The organism is Burkholderia pyrrocinia (assembly GCF_022809715.1).
GTDB lineage: Bacteria > Pseudomonadota > Gammaproteobacteria > Burkholderiales > Burkholderiaceae > Burkholderia > Burkholderia pyrrocinia_C.
In genome coordinates, this window is record NZ_CP094461.1 from 450395 (window position 1) to 467055 (window position 16661).

General features: G+C 62.2%; 13 protein-coding genes. 11 read left to right on the top strand and 2 right to left on the bottom strand.

Features of this window, described 5'->3' with window-relative positions; all coding sequences use genetic code 11:
* Nucleotides 1–3 precede the first annotated feature (3 nt).
* The 4 genes from MRS60_RS32330 to MRS60_RS32345 all read left to right on the top strand — a co-directional run bounded on the left by MRS60_RS32330 (nucleotide 4) and on the right by MRS60_RS32345 (nucleotide 5791).
* The gene (locus MRS60_RS32330; RefSeq protein ID WP_243567396.1) at nucleotides 4–837 is read left to right on the top strand and encodes a Pnap_2097 family protein; all 834 of its coding nucleotides are present in this window, start codon (nucleotides 4–6) and stop codon (nucleotides 835–837) included.
* Complete coding sequence (scpA, locus tag MRS60_RS32335) at nucleotides 834–2975, top strand: methylmalonyl-CoA mutase (protein WP_243567397.1); 2142 nt, start codon at nucleotides 834–836, stop codon at nucleotides 2973–2975. The genes MRS60_RS32330 and scpA overlap by 4 nt, the downstream gene beginning before the upstream one ends.
* Nucleotides 2976–3443: 468 nt before the next feature.
* Nucleotides 3444–4766 carry a sensor histidine kinase gene (locus MRS60_RS32340; protein WP_243567398.1) on the top strand — a complete coding sequence of 441 codons (1323 nt, stop codon included), beginning with the start codon at nucleotides 3444–3446 and terminating at the stop codon, nucleotides 4764–4766.
* On the top strand, nucleotides 4766–5791 hold the full coding sequence (locus tag MRS60_RS32345) for a response regulator (protein WP_131946417.1): 1026 nt from the start codon (nucleotides 4766–4768) through the stop codon (nucleotides 5789–5791). The genes MRS60_RS32340 and MRS60_RS32345 overlap by 1 nt, the downstream gene beginning before the upstream one ends.
* Before the next feature lie 42 nt (nucleotides 5792–5833).
* Here MRS60_RS32345 and cqsA read toward each other — a convergent pair whose 3' ends face one another.
* Nucleotides 5834–7111 carry an alpha-hydroxyketone-type quorum-sensing autoinducer synthase gene (gene cqsA / locus MRS60_RS32350; protein ID WP_243567399.1) on the bottom strand — a complete coding sequence of 426 codons (1278 nt, stop codon included), beginning with the start codon at nucleotides 7109–7111 and terminating at the stop codon, nucleotides 5834–5836.
* A gap of 431 nt (nucleotides 7112–7542) precedes the next feature.
* Between cqsA and MRS60_RS32360 the strand changes: the two genes are divergently transcribed.
* The gene (locus tag MRS60_RS32360; protein WP_243567400.1) at nucleotides 7543–8262 is read left to right on the top strand and encodes an autoinducer binding domain-containing protein; all 720 of its coding nucleotides are present in this window, start codon (nucleotides 7543–7545) and stop codon (nucleotides 8260–8262) included.
* A gap of 158 nt (nucleotides 8263–8420) precedes the next feature.
* Nucleotides 8421–9626, top strand: coding sequence for an MFS transporter (locus MRS60_RS32365; RefSeq protein ID WP_034182264.1), 1206 nt, complete (start codon nucleotides 8421–8423; stop codon nucleotides 9624–9626).
* On the opposite strand, the gene MRS60_RS32370 is transcribed toward MRS60_RS32365, so the two are convergent.
* Nucleotides 9623–10516, bottom strand: coding sequence for a LysR substrate-binding domain-containing protein (locus tag MRS60_RS32370; protein WP_243567401.1), 894 nt, complete (start codon nucleotides 10514–10516; stop codon nucleotides 9623–9625). The genes MRS60_RS32365 and MRS60_RS32370 overlap by 4 nt on opposite strands.
* 95 nt (nucleotides 10517–10611) lie before the next feature.
* On the opposite strand from MRS60_RS32370, the gene MRS60_RS32375 reads away from it, so the two are divergent.
* The 5 genes from MRS60_RS32375 (at nucleotide 10612) to fumC (ending at nucleotide 16557) form a co-directional block, all read left to right on the top strand.
* Nucleotides 10612–11808, top strand: a complete 1197-nt coding sequence (locus tag MRS60_RS32375; protein WP_131946412.1) for an MFS transporter — start codon at nucleotides 10612–10614, stop codon at nucleotides 11806–11808.
* Nucleotides 11809–11845: 37 nt separating this feature from the next.
* The gene (locus MRS60_RS32380) at nucleotides 11846–12667 is read left to right on the top strand and encodes a hypothetical protein (protein WP_131946411.1); all 822 of its coding nucleotides are present in this window, start codon (nucleotides 11846–11848) and stop codon (nucleotides 12665–12667) included.
* A gap of 142 nt (nucleotides 12668–12809) precedes the next feature.
* Nucleotides 12810–14039 (top strand): pyridoxal phosphate-dependent aminotransferase, encoded by a 1230-nt coding sequence (locus MRS60_RS32385; RefSeq protein WP_105390888.1) that lies wholly within the window; start codon nucleotides 12810–12812, stop codon nucleotides 14037–14039.
* A gap of 124 nt (nucleotides 14040–14163) precedes the next feature.
* Complete coding sequence (locus MRS60_RS32390; RefSeq protein WP_243567402.1) at nucleotides 14164–14994, top strand: hypothetical protein; 831 nt, start codon at nucleotides 14164–14166, stop codon at nucleotides 14992–14994.
* A 177-nt stretch (nucleotides 14995–15171) separates the two neighbouring features.
* On the top strand, nucleotides 15172–16557 hold the full coding sequence (gene fumC, locus MRS60_RS32395) for a class II fumarate hydratase (protein ID WP_243567434.1): 1386 nt from the start codon (nucleotides 15172–15174) through the stop codon (nucleotides 16555–16557).
* Nucleotides 16558–16661: the final 104 nt, after the last annotated feature.

The following is a 16661-nucleotide window of genomic DNA, read 5'->3' on the forward strand; positions in this document are numbered from 1 at the left end:
CCGATGCATACCGCCATCCATCGCTATCGGGCCGGCATGCCGCAACTCGCGCACACGGGGCTCGCGGAAAACTGGCTGCTCAAGGAGTGCGGGCAGCGTCACTGGGACGCGCTTGCCGCGCATAGCTGCCGCGATGTCCCCGAGTTCTTCGACGATGAGGGGCGGCGTGCCTATGCATCGTTCGTTGCGGTGCGCGTCGACATGAACCGCCGTCATGCGATTCGCGAGAGCGACACATTCGCGCTTCATGTCGCGCTTCGCAGGGTCGGCCCGATTCGCCATTTCAGCGAGCAGCGGATCCGGTGCGGCGACGACGAAGTCGGTATCGTGCGGATGATGTCGGCGTTCGTCACGCGCGAACATGCCGGCAGCAACCGCTCGGTGGCGAAGGCGCGGATGAGCGGCGTCGACGGCCGCACCGGTCCGGTGCCTGCCGATGCGCTGTCGATGGCGGAACACGCGAAGAAGTTGCGGGTGCGGGATGCGTCGATCGTGCCGGCGCTCGCCGGCCTCGCAGAGGGCGATGGCGCAAGCGTCTCGTTTCTGCCGTGCCCGAACATGGATTTCAATGGTGCGGACCTGCTTTACTTCGCCAGCTTTCAGGCATTCGTCGACCGCGCGGAATGGCAGCATTACCGCTTCGAGCACGCGCCGGTGTTGGCGGCGCGTCAACTGTACTTTCATGGGAATCTCGACATTGGCGATTCGTTGACCGTGCGTTTCGCGCGCGCACGATCCGATGCCGGTGGCCTGCTGCACTGGAGCGAAATCGTGCGCGACAGCGACGGGGCCAAGATTGCCGACGTGATCACGCAAAAGCGCTGGAGTCGGCCATGAACGAAGCCGCATTCATGGAGCCGGGCGCCGACGTGGAGAACGTCGCGCCGAACGGTCGAGACGCGCGCGCGGTGCCGCTGCGGAAACTCTACACGCAGAGCGATCTCGAAGGCATTGCCCATCTCGACGGCATGCCCGGCGCGTGGCCCTATGTGCGCGGGCCGTACGCGTCGATGTATACCGATCGCCCGTGGACGATCCGGCAATACACGGGGCACGCGGACGCAGCGGATTCCAATCTCGCGTTTCGCACGGCGCTCGAGCAGGGCGCGCAGGGACTGTCGGTGGCATTCGACCTGGCGACGCAGCGAGGCTACGACTCGGATTGCGCCGAGGCGCGGGCCGATGTCGGCGTGGCCGGCGTCGCGATCGATACGGTCGAGGACATGGTGCGGCTGTTCGACGGCATTGCGCTCGACAGCACGACCGTGTCGATGACGATGAATGGCGCGGTTTTGCCGATCATGGCGGCGTTCATCGTGGCCGCCGAGGCGCAGGGCGTGCCGCCCGCCCGGATCGGCGGCACGATTCAAAACGACATCCTGAAGGAGTACATGGTCCGCAATACGTGGATCTTCGAGCCGGCGCCGTCGATGCGGATCGTCGCCGACGTGGCGTTGTGGCTGGCGCGGCATGCGCCGCGCTTCAATGCGCTGTCGGTGTCGGGATATCACTTCCAGGAAGCCGGTGCCGATGCCGTGCTCGAACTCGCGTTGACGCTGTCGAACGCGCGCGCGTACGTCGACACGCTGGCCGCACGCGGCATGCCTGCGGATGAGGCCTGCTCCCGTCTGAGCTTCTTCTTCGGCGTCGGCAGCGATTTCTATACGGAAATCGCCAAGCTGCGCGCGGCGCGTCTGCTGTGGGCGGAGATCGCACACGCGTGCGGCGCGCGTTCGCCCCGGGCGTGCGCACTGCGCATGCATTGCCAGACATCGGGATGGTCGTTGACGGCACAGGAGCCGGAAAACAACATCGTTCGCGTGACGGCGCAGGCGATGGCTGCGGCGTTCGGCGGCACGCAGTCGCTGCACACGAATGCGTACGACGAAGCGCTTGCGCTGCCTTCCGCGGCGGCGGCACGCCTCGCACGCAACACGCAGCTGATTCTGCAGCATGAAACGGGGCTGTGCGACACGATCGATCCGTGGGCCGGCTCGTACATGATGGAGTCGCTGACGGACGGCATCGCGACACGCGTGCGCGCCGAGCTGGCTGCCATCGACGCGCAGGGCGGTGTGATCGCCGCGATCGAGTCCGGCTGGGTCAAGCGGCGCTTGCAGCGTGCCGCGGTCGCGACGCAGGCGCAGGTCGATTCCGGGCGCCGGACCGTGGTCGGCGTGAACCGTTTCGTCGCGGACGAACCGGCGGGCGAGCTCATGGTGCGCGAGACGGACGGCCGTCACGTGCGGGCCGTGCAGGCGCGGCGGATCGCAGCCGTCAAGGCCGCGCGCGATCCGGCGCGGGTGGCGACAGCGTTGCAGCGGCTGACCGACGCGGCGCGCGACGGCGCCGGAAACCTGCTCGCACTGGCGATCGACTGCATGCGGGCACGTGCGACCGTCGGGGAGTGTACTCGCGCGCTGGAATCGGTATGGCCGCGGCATGCCGCGGCGGTGGAAGCGGACGGTGAGGGCGTCTACGGCGAAAATCGGCGAGGCGACGCCGCCTGGCGGGCGGCGAAGGGCTGCGTCGACCGACTGGCGAAACGTGTGGGACGCAGGCCGCGCATCGTGATCGCCAAGCTCGGCCAGGATGGACACGACCGCGGAGCGGCCGTCGTCGCAGCCGCACTCGAGGACGCCGGATTCGATGTCGTCCGCCTGCCGCTGTTTCAGCAGCCGGCATCCGTGGCGGCTGCCGCACACGCGCATGGCGCCGATATCGTAGGCATTTCGTCGTTGTCAGGCGCTCACCTCGAGCTCGTCGAAGGGCTGCTCGACGAACCGGCATTGCATCGCGCCGGGATTCCGGTGGTGTTGGGCGGAATCTTTCCGGCCGCGGATATTCGCCATCTGAAGGCGAAGGGCGTCGCGGCGGCTTTCGGGCCGGGCACACCGCTCGACGCGATCGCGGAAGCGCTGTGCGCATGTATCGAGCGGGCTCGGTGTGCACGCCCGGCGGATGGCGAGAACTGACGCGGGTCGGCGGTCCGTCGAGCCTGGCTGGAGTCCGATGATATCCGCCGTAGGTCGAAGCTGACCGGGTAGCGCCATCGTGGCAACGTGTCGCAGGCCTGGCCGCGAAGCTGTCGATCTGAGTCAATACGAGTGTGTCAACTAATCCTCACGCAGCCTGGCATTCGCCGGGACCGCGGCCTAACCTGTAGGCCATCGAGATACCCACGCTAAAATGGGCCGAACGGTAAAAGCGCCGCTGGCTTCTAAAATCAACCGGCAACAACACTCGCCGGCCGAAGCAGAAGCTCTGCCGATGCCGACTAATCAGCCGAGAGAGGCGTTTGTGGCGACGCTTTGCTGATAACATGCTGGCGAGGGAACTGCAGGAAGCCAGTATATTTGCCAATGCCTGAATTCTTCAAATTTCGACGAGGGCGAATAGGGCTGAAGGCATATCAAAAACACAAATTTGGAGAGAGAAGCAGCATGCACGTTCAGCGCCGGAGCAATTCGCTGCAGCGCAGCATCCATAAAGCGTTTGAACCGGCATTGCGCAATATGCAATATGTCGAGGGGCGACTGCGTCCGTTCGCGATCGTCGCCATTATCGGCTTTCCGCTCTATTACTACATCTGGCACGAAGTCTTTCCGCAACGCTACGAGAATCTATCGCTGCGGCTCATCGGATCGATACTCTTTCTGCCCGTCCTGTTTCATCACCGCTGGCCGGCTGCCGTGCGCGGGTTTCTGCCCTACTATTGGTACGCCATTATTCTCTATGCGCTACCATTTTTCTTCACGTTCATGTTGTTGAAAAATGATGGCTCGCAGGTTTGGGTCGAGAGCAGCCTGATCGCCGCGTTCGTGGCGGTGCTGCTGCTTGATTGGCTCATGCTGCTACTTAGCTTCGTCGCGGGCGTCAGCCTGGCCGTCGTCGCCTATTGCCTGACCACGACGCCGGTTCATTTCGGCACGCCTTATTTCGCGCATCTCGCTATCCTTGCGTTCGCGATCCTCATCGGTGCCGTAGCCAACTACGACACGGCACGCATTCGATTCGAGCAGGAGCGCGCGATGGTCGCCACCGCAGGCAGCGTCGCGCATGAGCTTCGCACGCCGCTCCTGGCGATCCGTGCCGGCGCAGCGGGGCTGAGCCGTTTTTTGCCTCAGCTGCTCGCCAGCTACGATCTCGCGCAACGCAGCGGCCTTCACATTCCGAAAATCCGCTTCGCGCATCTGTCGTCGATGCACGGCGTACTTGAACGGATCGAACAAGAGGCGTTGCTGTCGAATTCGGTGATCGACATGTTACTCGTCAATGCGCGTTTTACCGGCGGCTTCGATCAAAGGCCCGAGCGCTGCTCAATCGCGCGCTGCGTTGAAACGACCCTGCATCGCTACCCGTTTCGCGGAGTCGAGCGCGACCAAATTCGCTGTGATCTCGTTGACGACTTCGAATTTCAAGGTTCGGAGACGCTGATAGTACACGTGCTGTTCAATCTCATCAAAAATGCGCTGCGCTCGTTGAGCGGCGTCGACAATGGCAACATTTCGATTCTGCTCTATCGCTCGGAGCAGGCGAACCGTCTTGTGTTTCGCGATAACGGGTCGGGAATCGAGCCCGACGCGCTGCCTCACATCTTTACGCGTTTTTACACCTCTTCGGTGATCAACGATGATGTCTCGCTCGGTGCCGGGATCGGATTGGCCTTCTGTCGTGATGTTATGCGGGCAATCGGTGGAACGATCGAGTGCACTTCGACGAAGAACGTGTACACACAGTTTGTACTGACCTTCCCGTTACCCTGATGATCATGATCGAACCCTTCGCATTCCCGACCACGGTCGGCTTCATTGACGACAGTGCATCCTTTCTCGCCAATCTGAGCTTGCAGCTCGACACGCAATTGGCATTTCGCTTCTTCCATTCGGCAGAGCGTGCGATCAGCGTTATCAACGACGAAGCGATCCAGCCGCTCGCCGCCGAAGACTTCCTGTGCCGCTATCACGATCGGACGGAACAGAGCGACGCCCACGAGGTGATCGCAATTCGGATCGACGCGATCCGACGCCAAATGCACAACGCGCGGCGATTCGAGCGGACGTCGGTTGTCGTCGTCGACTATGACATGCCGGGCATGAACGGCCTGGAAGTCTGCCGGCGCATCGCCAATCCGGCCATCAAGAAGATCATTCTTACCGGGAAGGCCAATGAACAGCTGGCCGTCAAGAGCTTCAACGAAGGCCTCATTGACCGGTTCATTCGCAAACAGGATGTTCACGCCGTTTCCGTCCTCAATGAAGCGATCGACGAGCTGAAGCGCGCGTATCTGCACCAGACGCAACGCACGGTCATCGAAGCGCTCGGCTTGTCCGAGTACCGGTTTCTGGTTGATCCGGCATTCGCCGCGAAGGCGACGGAAATCTTTCGCGAGCTCGGCATTGTCGAGCATTACCTGTCGACGCGCCCGACGGGGCTCGTGATGCTCGATAGTGCAGGCACGCCTTATCTGCTTCTCGTGCACACCGAGGATGCGCTGCGCGCGACCCGCGAAATCGCCGTCGAGCGTGGCGCGCCCGCCGCGTTTCTCGCCGAGCTCGACAGTGGCCATCGTGCGCCTTACTTTCCAGATTCGGAGGGGTACTATCCGATCGCGTGCACGTCGTGGCAGTCGTACATGCATTCCGCGACGGTCGTGCGAGGCCAGCAAGTCTATACGTGCAGCGTCATCAAGAATCCGCCTGGCCTCGAGCTGGGTTCCGTCGTTTCCTACGACGACTATCTCGACCGCCTTGATCGACATATAGATGAAAAAGGGGATTCACGGGCGTGAATCCCCGGATCAATGTGATTGACGCCTAGGCGTTCATGTTGCTTACACTGCTTGCCTGATGGCCGCTATCCGGTCGATCGCGTGTGCGCTGGCGCGCATCCGCTGTGTTGACGGCCAGTCATCGAGCTCGACCTCATCGCGAATCGCTTCGCAGGCTTGGACGATCCGCCGCAACTCGTCGTGAGTAAGTGCTGCATGAACGGACAGCCGAATTAGCGCGCGGTTTTTCGCCGTGGCAGGCGCGCAGAAGACCGAGCCGAAAATGCCATGCGACTCGAGCGCGTCGCGTAGTTTGATCGTCCGTTGCTCCGTGCCGGACTCGAGCGCGATGATTTGAGTTTCACTCCCATTCAGGTTATAGCCGAGTCGCGTGAGTTGCTCGCGCAGGTACCGTGCATTTTCTGCGACCTGCGTGCGCCGCCACGCTTCCTTTTCGATCACGAGGATCGTGGCCTCCAAGGCGGCGGCTTCATGCGGAAGCAATGTCGAGCTGAAGATCGCCGGACGCGATTCGAACTTGAAATACTCCTGGAATCGGCTCGAGCAACTGATCACACCCGCGCGGCCGGCGAACGCTTTTGCGAGACTCGCCGTGCGGAAGTGCACACGATCGGTCAGCCCCAACCCGACGACGAGCCCTGCGCCATCCGGCCCATGCGTGCCGAGCGAATGTGATTCGTCGACGACCAGCACGCAGCCGGCCGTTGTCGCCACGTCGACGACGTCGGCCAACGGGCAAACGCTGCCGTTCGTGCTGTAGATCGAGTCGACGACCACGATGCCAGGGCCATGACGACGGATTTGCCGGGCGAGATGGTCGACATCGTTATGGGCAAAGCCGACCGCTTTCGCGCCTGAGCTTTGCACGCCTTCCCATAGCGACATATGGGCCATCATGTCGAGGTATACGGGCGTTTCAGCGGAAGCGATTGACTGAAGCAAGCCGGTATTCGCTGCATAGCCGGATTGGCAAAGAATGGCCGATTCCGAGCCCATGAAGCGGGCGAACCTGTCTTCGAGATCAAGCAGCGGACATGCACCGTGCAGAAATATGCCAGACATCAGCATCCCATTACCCTCGGATTTTATGCTTGCGCACATCGATTCGAGGATATCGGGGTGTCGGGCGATCGACAAATAATCGTTGCTCGACAAATGCAACGCGTCGGGGCCAGGCAGACGTCCTCGCATAATATGGCCACCGTTCCAGTTTTCTTGAACGCGTTCGCGATAATAGCGTGTGACACGTTCGGCAACGAATGCCGGAAGCGAGACTTCGCCAACGTTCGACCGGGATTTCCCTTCATAATGTTCGTACACTTTAAGCTCCTTATGGTCAACTGCACGGTTGTGCAGCGCTGCATAATGAGCCACCTGCTTGTTATAAAAAAAGTCGCGATACTCTTAACAGAGAGATGCCGTCTATCCTTTTCGTATTGTAAAATTTATACCATTAAAGGATTTTTCATTTTTTTTGTAAGAAAGTGATGGGCAGGTAAATATCGTTCGCCGAGTATCTGGAATATTTATGTAAGGCAGTCAGGTCTGGCGATCGCCGCGCCGGATTCGGCGATAATTGCCGATGAGCGCCTGGAGTGGCGTTGCCCTTGCTGGATCTCGCGCATGCAATATGCCCATGAGGCGGGGTTTCGCAAGGCTGGGCAGGTGGAGAGGAGCAGGGCGCGCTTGAGCATCTTGTTGCCGCGGGGGATGGATGTTCGCCTCGGACAGGCGAGTTAGCCGGAGAACGAATGGAGCTGCGCTGGCAGGACGCCTACCATCAATTCAGCGCCGCGGAGAACGAGCAGCAGCTCTTCCAGCGGATCGCCGCGTATTCGAAGCGCCTGGGCTTCGAATACTGCTGTTACGGAATCCGGGTGCCGCTGCCCGTGTCGAAATCGGCCGTCGCGATCTTCGACACCTATCCGGACGGCTGGATGGCGCACTATCAGGCGCAGGACTACATCAAGATCGATTCGACGGTCCGCGACGGTGCGCTCACCACCAACATGATCGTCTGGCCGGACGTCGACGAGGTCGCGCCATGCCCGTTGTGGGAAGATGCGCGCGAGGCCGGGTTGTCGGTCGGCATCGCGCAGTCGAGCTGGGCCGCGCGCGGCGCGTTCGGCCTGCTGAGCATCGCGCGCCATGCGGATCGCCTCACGCCTGCCGAAATCGACATGCTCACGCTGCAGACCCACTGGCTCGCGAACCTGTCACATTCGCTGATGAGCGGCTTCATGGTGCCGAAGCTCGCGCCAGCGGCAAGCGTCGTGCTGACGGCGCGGGAACGCGAAGTGCTGTGCTGGACCGCCGAAGGCAAGACGGCATGCGAGATCGGTCAGATCCTCGGCATCGCGGAGCGGACGGTGACTTTTCACGTCAACAACGTCCTCGTGAAGCTTGGCGCGACCAACAAGGTGCAGGCGGTCGTCAAGGCGGTCTCGGCGGGGCTCATCGATATGTTCTGATCGAGGCGAGGCGCCTGGGTGTCACTACAATGCCATCCGACCGCATTCGAGTCTGGCATACCTGACGCCCGACCCGTTCAAGCAGCAGTAGTGTTCAAGCGGATCACCCCACGAGTTACAGCGCACTGCAACCGACATTCCGAACAACAATAGACGAAATGAGCGATTTGAAAAGCGAACTCTCTCTTGAGGCACAGCATGACCCCGATGCGTCCCGTCGCCGCTCGCTGGTGGCCGCATGCGTCGCGCACGCCGTACACGACGGGTTGACGGACGTCATCTACGTGCTGCTGCCCATCTGGCAAGTGCAGTTCGCTATCAATTACGCGCAGATCGGCCTATTGCGCGGGCTCTATTCCGGCGTGATGGCGGGTTTCCAGTTGCTCGCGAGTCGGGCAGCGCGGCGATGGGGGCGGGAGCGCATGCTGGTGGCGGGGACCGCGCTCGCAGGCGTTGCCTACCTGATCGCCGGTCAGGCCGCCGGGCTGGCGGTGCTGCTGGTCGCACTGGTGCTGGGCGGACTGGGCGCGAGCACGCAGCACCCGCTCGCGTCCTCGATGGTCACCGATTCGTACGAGGCAGGCGGGGGCGTGAAGGAGGCGCTGGCCCAGTACAACTTCTCCGGCGACATCGGCAAGACGCTGATACCAGGCCTGATCGGCCTTCTGTTGACGGTCGTCACGTGGCGCACCGGCGCGACGCTGATCGGTGTGCTTGGCGTGGTTTCAGCAGGCCTGCTGTGGTGGCTGATTCCGTCGCGCGGCGCGCCGCATGCGGCGCGCGAGACGATGCCGAAAGCGGCGAGCGGCAGCGGTTCGTCCGGCGGCTTGCGTGCGCTGCTCGCGACCGGCACCCTCGACAGTGCCGTGCGGATGGGCTTTCTGACGTTCCTGCCGTTCCTGCTGAAAAGCAAGGGTGCCGGCACCGCCGGTATCGGTCTCGCGCTGACGTTGCTGTTCGTGGGCGGCGCATTCGGAAAGCTGTTCTGCGGCTATCTGGGCGTGCGGATCGGGATGATGAAGACGGTGTGGCTCACGGAGTCTGCCACGTCGCTGCTGATCGTGGTCGCGGTGTTCTCGCCACTCTTCGCAATGATGGCGATTCTGCCGCTGCTGGGACTCGCGCTGAACGGGACGTCGTCGGTGCTCTACGGAGTCGTGCCCGAGCTGGCGGGTGCCGGCAAGCGCGAGCAGGCGTTCGCGTTGTTCTATACGGGCACGATCGGCGGTGGCGCGCTGTCGCCGGTCCTGTTCGGCCGTCTGGGCGACATAGCGGGTGTCCCGACCGCGCTGCTCGCCCTGGCGTCGATCCTTCTGCTGACGCTCCCGTTATCGTGGTACGTACAGAAGGGGCTGGACGCCTAGCGTAATGCGATCGACCTGGCGAACTCGACGAATCGTTCGACGCAGGTCGACGAGAACGGTTCGGACCACGTGACGACCAGTTCGAGAACGTGCGGCCTGGCGAGCGGCACGTAAGCGACGCCCGAGCGTTGCAACGTCGACGTGAAGCTGGGCACGATCGCGACACCGCGTTCCGCGGCCACAAGCGACACGAGCGTCGTAATCTGAGACGCGGTCGCCCCTATCCGCGGCAATACGCCCGCATGCGCGCAAAGATCCTCCAGCGCCGCGTTCAGCGCGGAACCGTACCCCGACGGGAACGTGACGAAACTCTCCATGGCGAGTTCGCGGAACTCGATCGTCGCCTTGCCCGCATAGGTGCTCTGGGCGGGCACCACGGCGACGAGCGGCTCCCGCGAGACGACGAGGGACCGGACACGCTCCCCGGATGTCTTCGTCGCTGACCAGCCGAATCCGATGTCCATCGTGCCGTCGCTGATCTGCTGTCGCTGGTTGGCGGTCGACACTTCCCGGAATGCCAGTTCCACTTCCGGCATGCTGCGGCTCACATTGCGGATGATGTCCGAGAACGCGTCGGACATCGGAATAGAGCTCGCATAGCCGATCACGATTCGGCCGGCCATACCGTGCGCCATCTTGCGCGCTGTCTCCTCCGCCTCGCCGACCGCATGAATGACGCTCCTCGCATGTTCGAGAAACAGCGCGCCTGCCGGCGTGAGCTGGACCGCGCGCGTTGACCGTTCGAACAACCGGATACCGAGGTCGGCTTCCAGCGCTGCGATATGGCGTGTCAACGGCGGCTGGGCGATACGCAAACGCAATGCCGCGCGCCCGAAGTGCAATTCATCGGCGACGGTCACGAAATAGCGGAGGCGGCGCAGGTCAAGCATTTATGTCTTTTCGGTATCAATAGCCACGAAAACAGTATTGGCACGCGTTTCGCCCACTCGTCAGACTGTCACACAAACTAGATAGGGCGTTACCAGTGGGCAACAGAACCATCCGATTCGCATTTTTTCTGTGCGGATTCGCGGCTTTTCTCAATCTTTATTCGACTCAGGGCATTCTGCACGAACTCGCCGCGACATTTAACGTGAGCGCCGAGCAAGCAGGCCAAGGCGTCAGCGCTACCACCTTGGCGGTCGCCATTATCGCTCCGTTCGTCGGTGCGCTGGCAGCCCGCTTCGATCGCCGGACAGTAATTTCGTGCGCGGCAGTGGCGTGTGCGCTTCCCGTCGTCTGGTCCGCGCACGCGGCGAGCTTTTCATCGTTCCTCAGCGCCCGCTTTGCCGCGGGCGTGCTGATGCCGTTCATCTTCGCGATCTCGATCGCCTGTATCGGTGAGATCTTCAGCCGCGATGCGGCAACGGAGGTCAGCGCGCTCTTCGTCGCCGGCACGACCCTCGGCGGATTCGCCGGGCGCTTCGTTACCAACGTCCTGACGTCCGAATTCGGCTGGCGTCACGCGCTCGATTTCATTGCGTTCCTGTGCCTCGCGACGGGCCTCGCAATCCACGCGAGCCTGCCGGCGTCCGGCGCCGCGCGTCCGGGCGACGATGGCGCGTCGACGCCGCGCTGGAAGCTCATGACGCGCGGCCCGCTCCTGGCATCGTTTTTGGTCGGGGCATGCGTGCTCGCATCGCAGGTCGCGACGTTCACCTTTGTCGGACTGCGACTCGCCGGTGCGCCGTTTGGCTTCAATACGGTCGAGGTCGGCGCGATCTACGCGGTGTTTCTCGTCGCGGTCGTCGTCACACCGCTCGCAGGCCGCGTCGCGGCGCAACGCGGCCCGCGCGACCTCGCGCTCGCGGCTGCCGGGCTCGCAATTGTCGGCGCATTGCTGACGCTGTCGAGCAGTGTCACCGCGATCCTGATCGGTCTCGCGCTCAGCTCAACCGCGGTGTTTGTCGAGCAGGCGTCGGCCAACGCGTTCATCTCGAGGGCGGCACTGGGGGCAAGATCGACGGCGATCGGCATCTACCTTTCCTTCTATTACTTTGGCGGAAGTCTCGGCTCGGTCCTGCCCGTTCCCGCTTGGAATCGCTGGGGCTGGCCCGGCTGCGTCGCATTTGTCGCCGGCGCACAGGCGATCGCAGGCGTGCTCGTGTTTTTCTTCTGGCGCGGGAATACCGCAGCCGGCGCGGGCAACCCGCGTTCGCATGAAATCAGTCTGACTCGGTAGTTCATTTCAAACCACACCTAGAACCGGAGAGAAAGGGATGGAAGCGTTTCAATCGCAAGCGGGGTTGCTCGATATCGTCACGCCGGTGCTTCACGAGATGGAGAGCGGAGTCCTGAAGGATGCGCTGGTCGCGGCCTTCTCGGCCGAACAGGGGGCGCTTCAGGACATTGAAAATGCATTCCATCGATTGACGGAGCGTCGGCATCCGGCGCCGGCCCTTCGCACTTTTTTCTCCAGTTGGTCAAGGACCAACAATTCCGCGGCGAGCGTTTCCGGGCTTGCAAACCGGATCACGCTGCTCGCGCGCTCCGACACCGGTTCGGCGGCGTCGAAGCAACTCCATGACGTATGTGCCAGCCTGCAGCGCATCACCGACGAGGATCTCGGCGCGCTAGGCGGTGTGCTCCATGCCGACCTCTTCTATACGATGGCGACGGCTGCGTGCGGCGACGACACATGGCTGCTGAAATCGTCGTGCCTGCGATCCGCGCAGGCGTTCAAGGACTGGACGGACCGTCAGCGTCTGAAGGAACGGGATCTCCTCCTCGGCCTCCTCACCACGTTGGTTCACGAGGTCTACACGCACGGCGAAGTCGAGTTCATCCACGACCTCTACAAATCGTGGTTCCACACGCACGTCGGCATTCCGGCCGATCGCGTGCGCCACATCGTCGCGTGGGTCACCGTCCATACCGGCGGGACCGAGAGCAACCACTTCGGTCATGCCGTACAGGCGGTCAACGCGTTCGCAGACGCGATGCAGGTAACGATCGACGAGGCGACCGCGAAAGCTCTGTTCCAGGACTACCTGCGTCGCAAGGCGACCGTCATGCGCGAGTGCGCGCAGGCGCTCGTCTGACGCCGGGCAGGGTCTGGCGCGTCGCCGCACCTGCCGGTCGCCGGTCGCCGGTCGCCGGTCGTGCGCGTGAGCGCGATGCACGGCCGGCGACCGGCTCGCCTTTCCGCCACGCCTGATTTCATTGGTTTTCGCATACAACGATATGAATACACGCGACATCCCGAAAATCGAGTTGCCGTTGTCGGACCGTGCGCGGGGCGTTACCGCACCGGGGACGTCAAGCATGCGCAGCAAAGCAAACGCATTGAAGGATTGCGGCATCAAGGTGATCAATTTCGCCGCCGGAGAGCTTTCTTTCGATGCCTGCCCGCCAATGAAGGCGGGCGCGATTGACGCAGTGGAAAGCCGACGTAATCGCTATACGCCCCCGATCGGATTGCCCCAGCTTCGTGAAAAGCTGGCGGAAAGCGTCAGCCGGCGATGCGGCGTCGGGTTTACGGCAGACGAGATCGCCGTCACCGCGGGCGCGAAGCAGGCGCTCTTCAACGCATCGATGGTGCTGCTGAACCCCGGCGACGAAGTGATTGTCCCGACACCCTATTGGGAGACCTTTCCGACCCAGATCCGGCTCGCCGGTGCGACGGCCGTCTGCGTCGACACGCAGGCCGATCAGTACCGACTGACCCGGCGTGCGGTCGAAAGCGCGCTGACGGACAGAACCCGCATGATCGTAATCAACACGCCGAACAACCCGACGGGAACCGTCTATCAGCGCGAGCAGTTGCTTGGAATTGCGAAGCTCGCGTTCGACCGCCAGATCTGGGTGGTGTTCGACGAGTGCTACCGGCATCTCGTCAGGCACCCTCATGAGCATCACAACATTCTGTCGCTGTTCGAGCCGCTGAGGCGACAGACAATCCTCGTCGACTCGTTCTCGAAAAGCCAGGCCGTGACTGGCTGGCGTGTCGGCTACGCGTGTGCACCAGCACACGTGATATCCGCGATGCACAACCTGCAGGGGCATACGACGTCAAACCCCAGCAGCCTGTCGCAGTACGCGGCGCTGAGCACAATCACGTCCGGCTCCGAAGCATTCATCGCAGAGATCAACCGGTTCCTCGAACAGCAACTGAACACGGCACGCGCGCTTCTGGACCGGATCGCGGGGATCACCTATGCGCCACCGGAAGGCGCGTTCTATCTGTTCGTCGATGTTTCCGAAAAGCTGGGCCGCCATTACCGCGGGCAAAGGATCCGCGACGTTGACCATCTCGGCGAGCTGCTACTGACGGAAGCGCACGTGGCCGTCGTTCCCGGCGCCGGCTGCGGTGATCCGAACTGCATTCGAATCTCCTATGCAATCGAGCACGAAGAGCTGGTCGAAGGTCTGACGCGTCTCCAGCGGTTCGTTGCGGAGATCGACGCCGACTGAATGCGACGGCCGAGTTGATGCCGGCACCCGGCTCGATCGGCTTGCCGGGAGGCCCTGGCCTGGGCGGCACTAGCGGGGCAAATCTCGTCGGGATCGACCCGATTCATCAATCGAGGAGGAAGACATGGAGCATCCGGCGCATGCATTCATCGATTACGTCAACGACGCACTGATCGATGTGGAGGACAGGCAACTCGTCGACGCGCTGCTGACCGGCTTTGAAAACAATCGCGACAGGTTGCACGAATACCGAAAGACCTATGAAGGCATCACGTCGGGCAAATGGTCGAGCGACTCGCTCTGTACGTTCTTTTGCGGCTGGCGCAGCCCCGACGGCGCCGCCCATGCCGTATCGAGCATCATCGTGCGCATCCTGCAGGAGTCCGAGTCACTCGATGCCGAACGGAACAAAGTGAAGCTGCTGACAGCTGCACGACACTGCGGCGAGATCATCGTCGAGGATATCGGCCTCGGTGAGTTGCATGGACATCCGCACCACTCGAAGCTGTATCACCGGATGGCAACGGCCATTTGCGGCTCGGACAATTGGCGTCTACAGGACCGATTTCTCGATCCCGCCACGAAGGAATTCTCTGCATGGGTCGGACAGAAGCGCCCGCTCGCGCCCGACCTGACCGAGGCCATCGAGATGATGGCGATGACCGAGCTGTTCAATACGGGCGAATACAACCTGATGACGCCGATGTGGAAGAAATGGATCCGCGAGTCCTTCTCCGTTACGGCGACCGAGGTCAACCGGATAGCGTCATTTCTGAGCGTGCATTGCGGAAGCGTCGAAGCGCGGCATTTCAGGCACGCGGCCGATGCGTTGACGCTCTATGCGGATGCATCGAACCAGAAGATCAATTACCGTCGCATCGGCATGCTGTCCGACGAGTATGTGATCAGGGCCTGCGAGCACCTTGGAAAAATGGCATCGGTGCTCCGGGCCTAACCGGTCGGCGAAACAAATCGAGCGGGTCGCACACTTTCGCGATTCGCGATGAGACCGCCGGCAAGGCTGGCGCCGACAGTCGCGTGCGTCGCCCGGCGAATGCATCCGGACCGTGCTTCGCCAACGGAACAAGTTCACCGCTCGCTGCTGCGAGCCATTCAATCGAGGTCAATGAACATGCGTATCGAATCGGATTCGATGGGTTCCATCCAGGTCCCGTCGAACAAATACTGGGGCGCACAAACCGAGCGTTCCATCGTCAATTTTCCGATCGGCCAGTCCCGCTTCAAATGGGGGCGGTCGATCATCCGTGCAATGGGCATCCTGAAGAAGGCCTCGGCACTCGCGAACCTCGAGCTCGGCGAGTTGCCGGAGTCGATCGCCATCTCGATCTCGGAGGCAGCGGATGAAGTGATTGCAGGGGCGTTAGACGAGCATTTTCCGCTCGTGGTGTTTCAGACCGGCTCGGGAACGCAGTCGAACATGAACGTCAACGAGGTCATCTCCAATCGCGCGATCGAAATGAAGGGTGGCGTGCTTGGCAGTAAGACGCCGATCCATCCGAACGACCACGTCAATCGCGGCCAGTCGTCGAACGACACCTTTCCGACTGCAATGTATATCGCGGTCGTCACGGAACTGTTCGATACGTTGCTCCCGAGCGTCACGGAGTTGCGCGATACGTTGTTCGAAAAATCCGAGCGGTTTTCCGACGTCGTGAAGGTGGGCCGCACGCACCTGCAGGACGCGACGCCGATCACATTCGGGCAGGAGATCGGTGGCTGGGTGGAGCAGATCGACTATTCGCTCGCGTCGATCCGAACCAACCTGACCGGGCTGTACGATCTCGCGATCGGCGGAACGGCCGTGGGCACGGGCCTGAACGCGCATCCTCTGTTCGGCGGCAGGTGCGCGGCGATCATCGGCGAACTCACCGGACATCCGTTCCGGTCGTCGCTCAATAAGTTCTTTGCGCTGTCCGCCCACGACGCGCTCGTCAGCACGTCCGCGGCGATCCGGACGCTAGCGATGGCGCTGCTGAAAATCGCCAACGATGTGCGCTGGCTGGCAAGCGGGCCGCGCTGCGGGATTGGTGAGATCTACATTCCCGAGAACGAGCCCGGCTCGTCGATCATGCCCGGGAAGGTCAATCCGACGCAATGCGAAGCGCTCACGATGGTGTGCACGCAGGTATTCGGCAACGACGCGACTGTCGCGTTCGCCGGGAGTCAGGGGAATTTTCAGCTGAACGTGTACAAGCCGGTGATGGTCCACAACGTGCTGGAGAGCATCACGCTGCTCGCCGACGCGTGTCGCGCGTTCAACGTGCATTGCGCGGTCGGCATCGAGCCCAATCTCCAGCAGATGGGTGACAACCTCGAAAAGAACCTGATGCTCGTCACCGCTCTCAATCGTCACATCGGCTACGACAACGCGGCGATCGTTGCGAAGACGGCCCACCGCGAAGGGAAATCTCTGCGTGAAGTCGCGAATGCGCTGGGGTTCGTTACGCCGACGGATTTCGACCGATACGTCGTGCCGCTGGACATGACGCATGCCTGATAGCGCCCGCTTCGGTTTCCTTCCATTGAGATGCAAGTCACCGATTATGAGAAAGGGGGGCCTGTGTCTCGTCGAGGCGGCAACCTGAATCGGGCAGAGACCGG

Excerpts from the sequence above, each read along its gene's own strand:
- MRS60_RS32330 (WP_243567396.1), top strand. The coding sequence starts at position 4 with ATGCATACCGCCATCCATCGCTATCGGGCCGGCATGCCGCAACTCGCG.
- scpA (WP_243567397.1), top strand. The coding sequence starts at position 834 with ATGAACGAAGCCGCATTCATGGAGCCGGGCGCCGACGTGGAGAACGTC.
- MRS60_RS32340 (WP_243567398.1), top strand. The coding sequence starts at position 3,444 with ATGCACGTTCAGCGCCGGAGCAATTCGCTGCAGCGCAGCATCCATAAA.
- MRS60_RS32345 (WP_131946417.1), top strand. The coding sequence starts at position 4,766 with ATGATCATGATCGAACCCTTCGCATTCCCGACCACGGTCGGCTTCATT.
- MRS60_RS32360 (WP_243567400.1), top strand. The coding sequence starts at position 7,543 with ATGGAGCTGCGCTGGCAGGACGCCTACCATCAATTCAGCGCCGCGGAG.
- MRS60_RS32365 (WP_034182264.1), top strand. The coding sequence starts at position 8,421 with ATGAGCGATTTGAAAAGCGAACTCTCTCTTGAGGCACAGCATGACCCC.
- MRS60_RS32370 (WP_243567401.1), bottom strand. The coding sequence starts at position 10,516 with ATGCTTGACCTGCGCCGCCTCCGCTATTTCGTGACCGTCGCCGATGAA.
- MRS60_RS32380 (WP_131946411.1), top strand. The coding sequence starts at position 11,846 with ATGGAAGCGTTTCAATCGCAAGCGGGGTTGCTCGATATCGTCACGCCG.
- MRS60_RS32385 (WP_105390888.1), top strand. The coding sequence starts at position 12,810 with ATGAATACACGCGACATCCCGAAAATCGAGTTGCCGTTGTCGGACCGT.
- MRS60_RS32390 (WP_243567402.1), top strand. The coding sequence starts at position 14,164 with ATGGAGCATCCGGCGCATGCATTCATCGATTACGTCAACGACGCACTG.
- fumC (WP_243567434.1), top strand. The coding sequence starts at position 15,172 with ATGCGTATCGAATCGGATTCGATGGGTTCCATCCAGGTCCCGTCGAAC.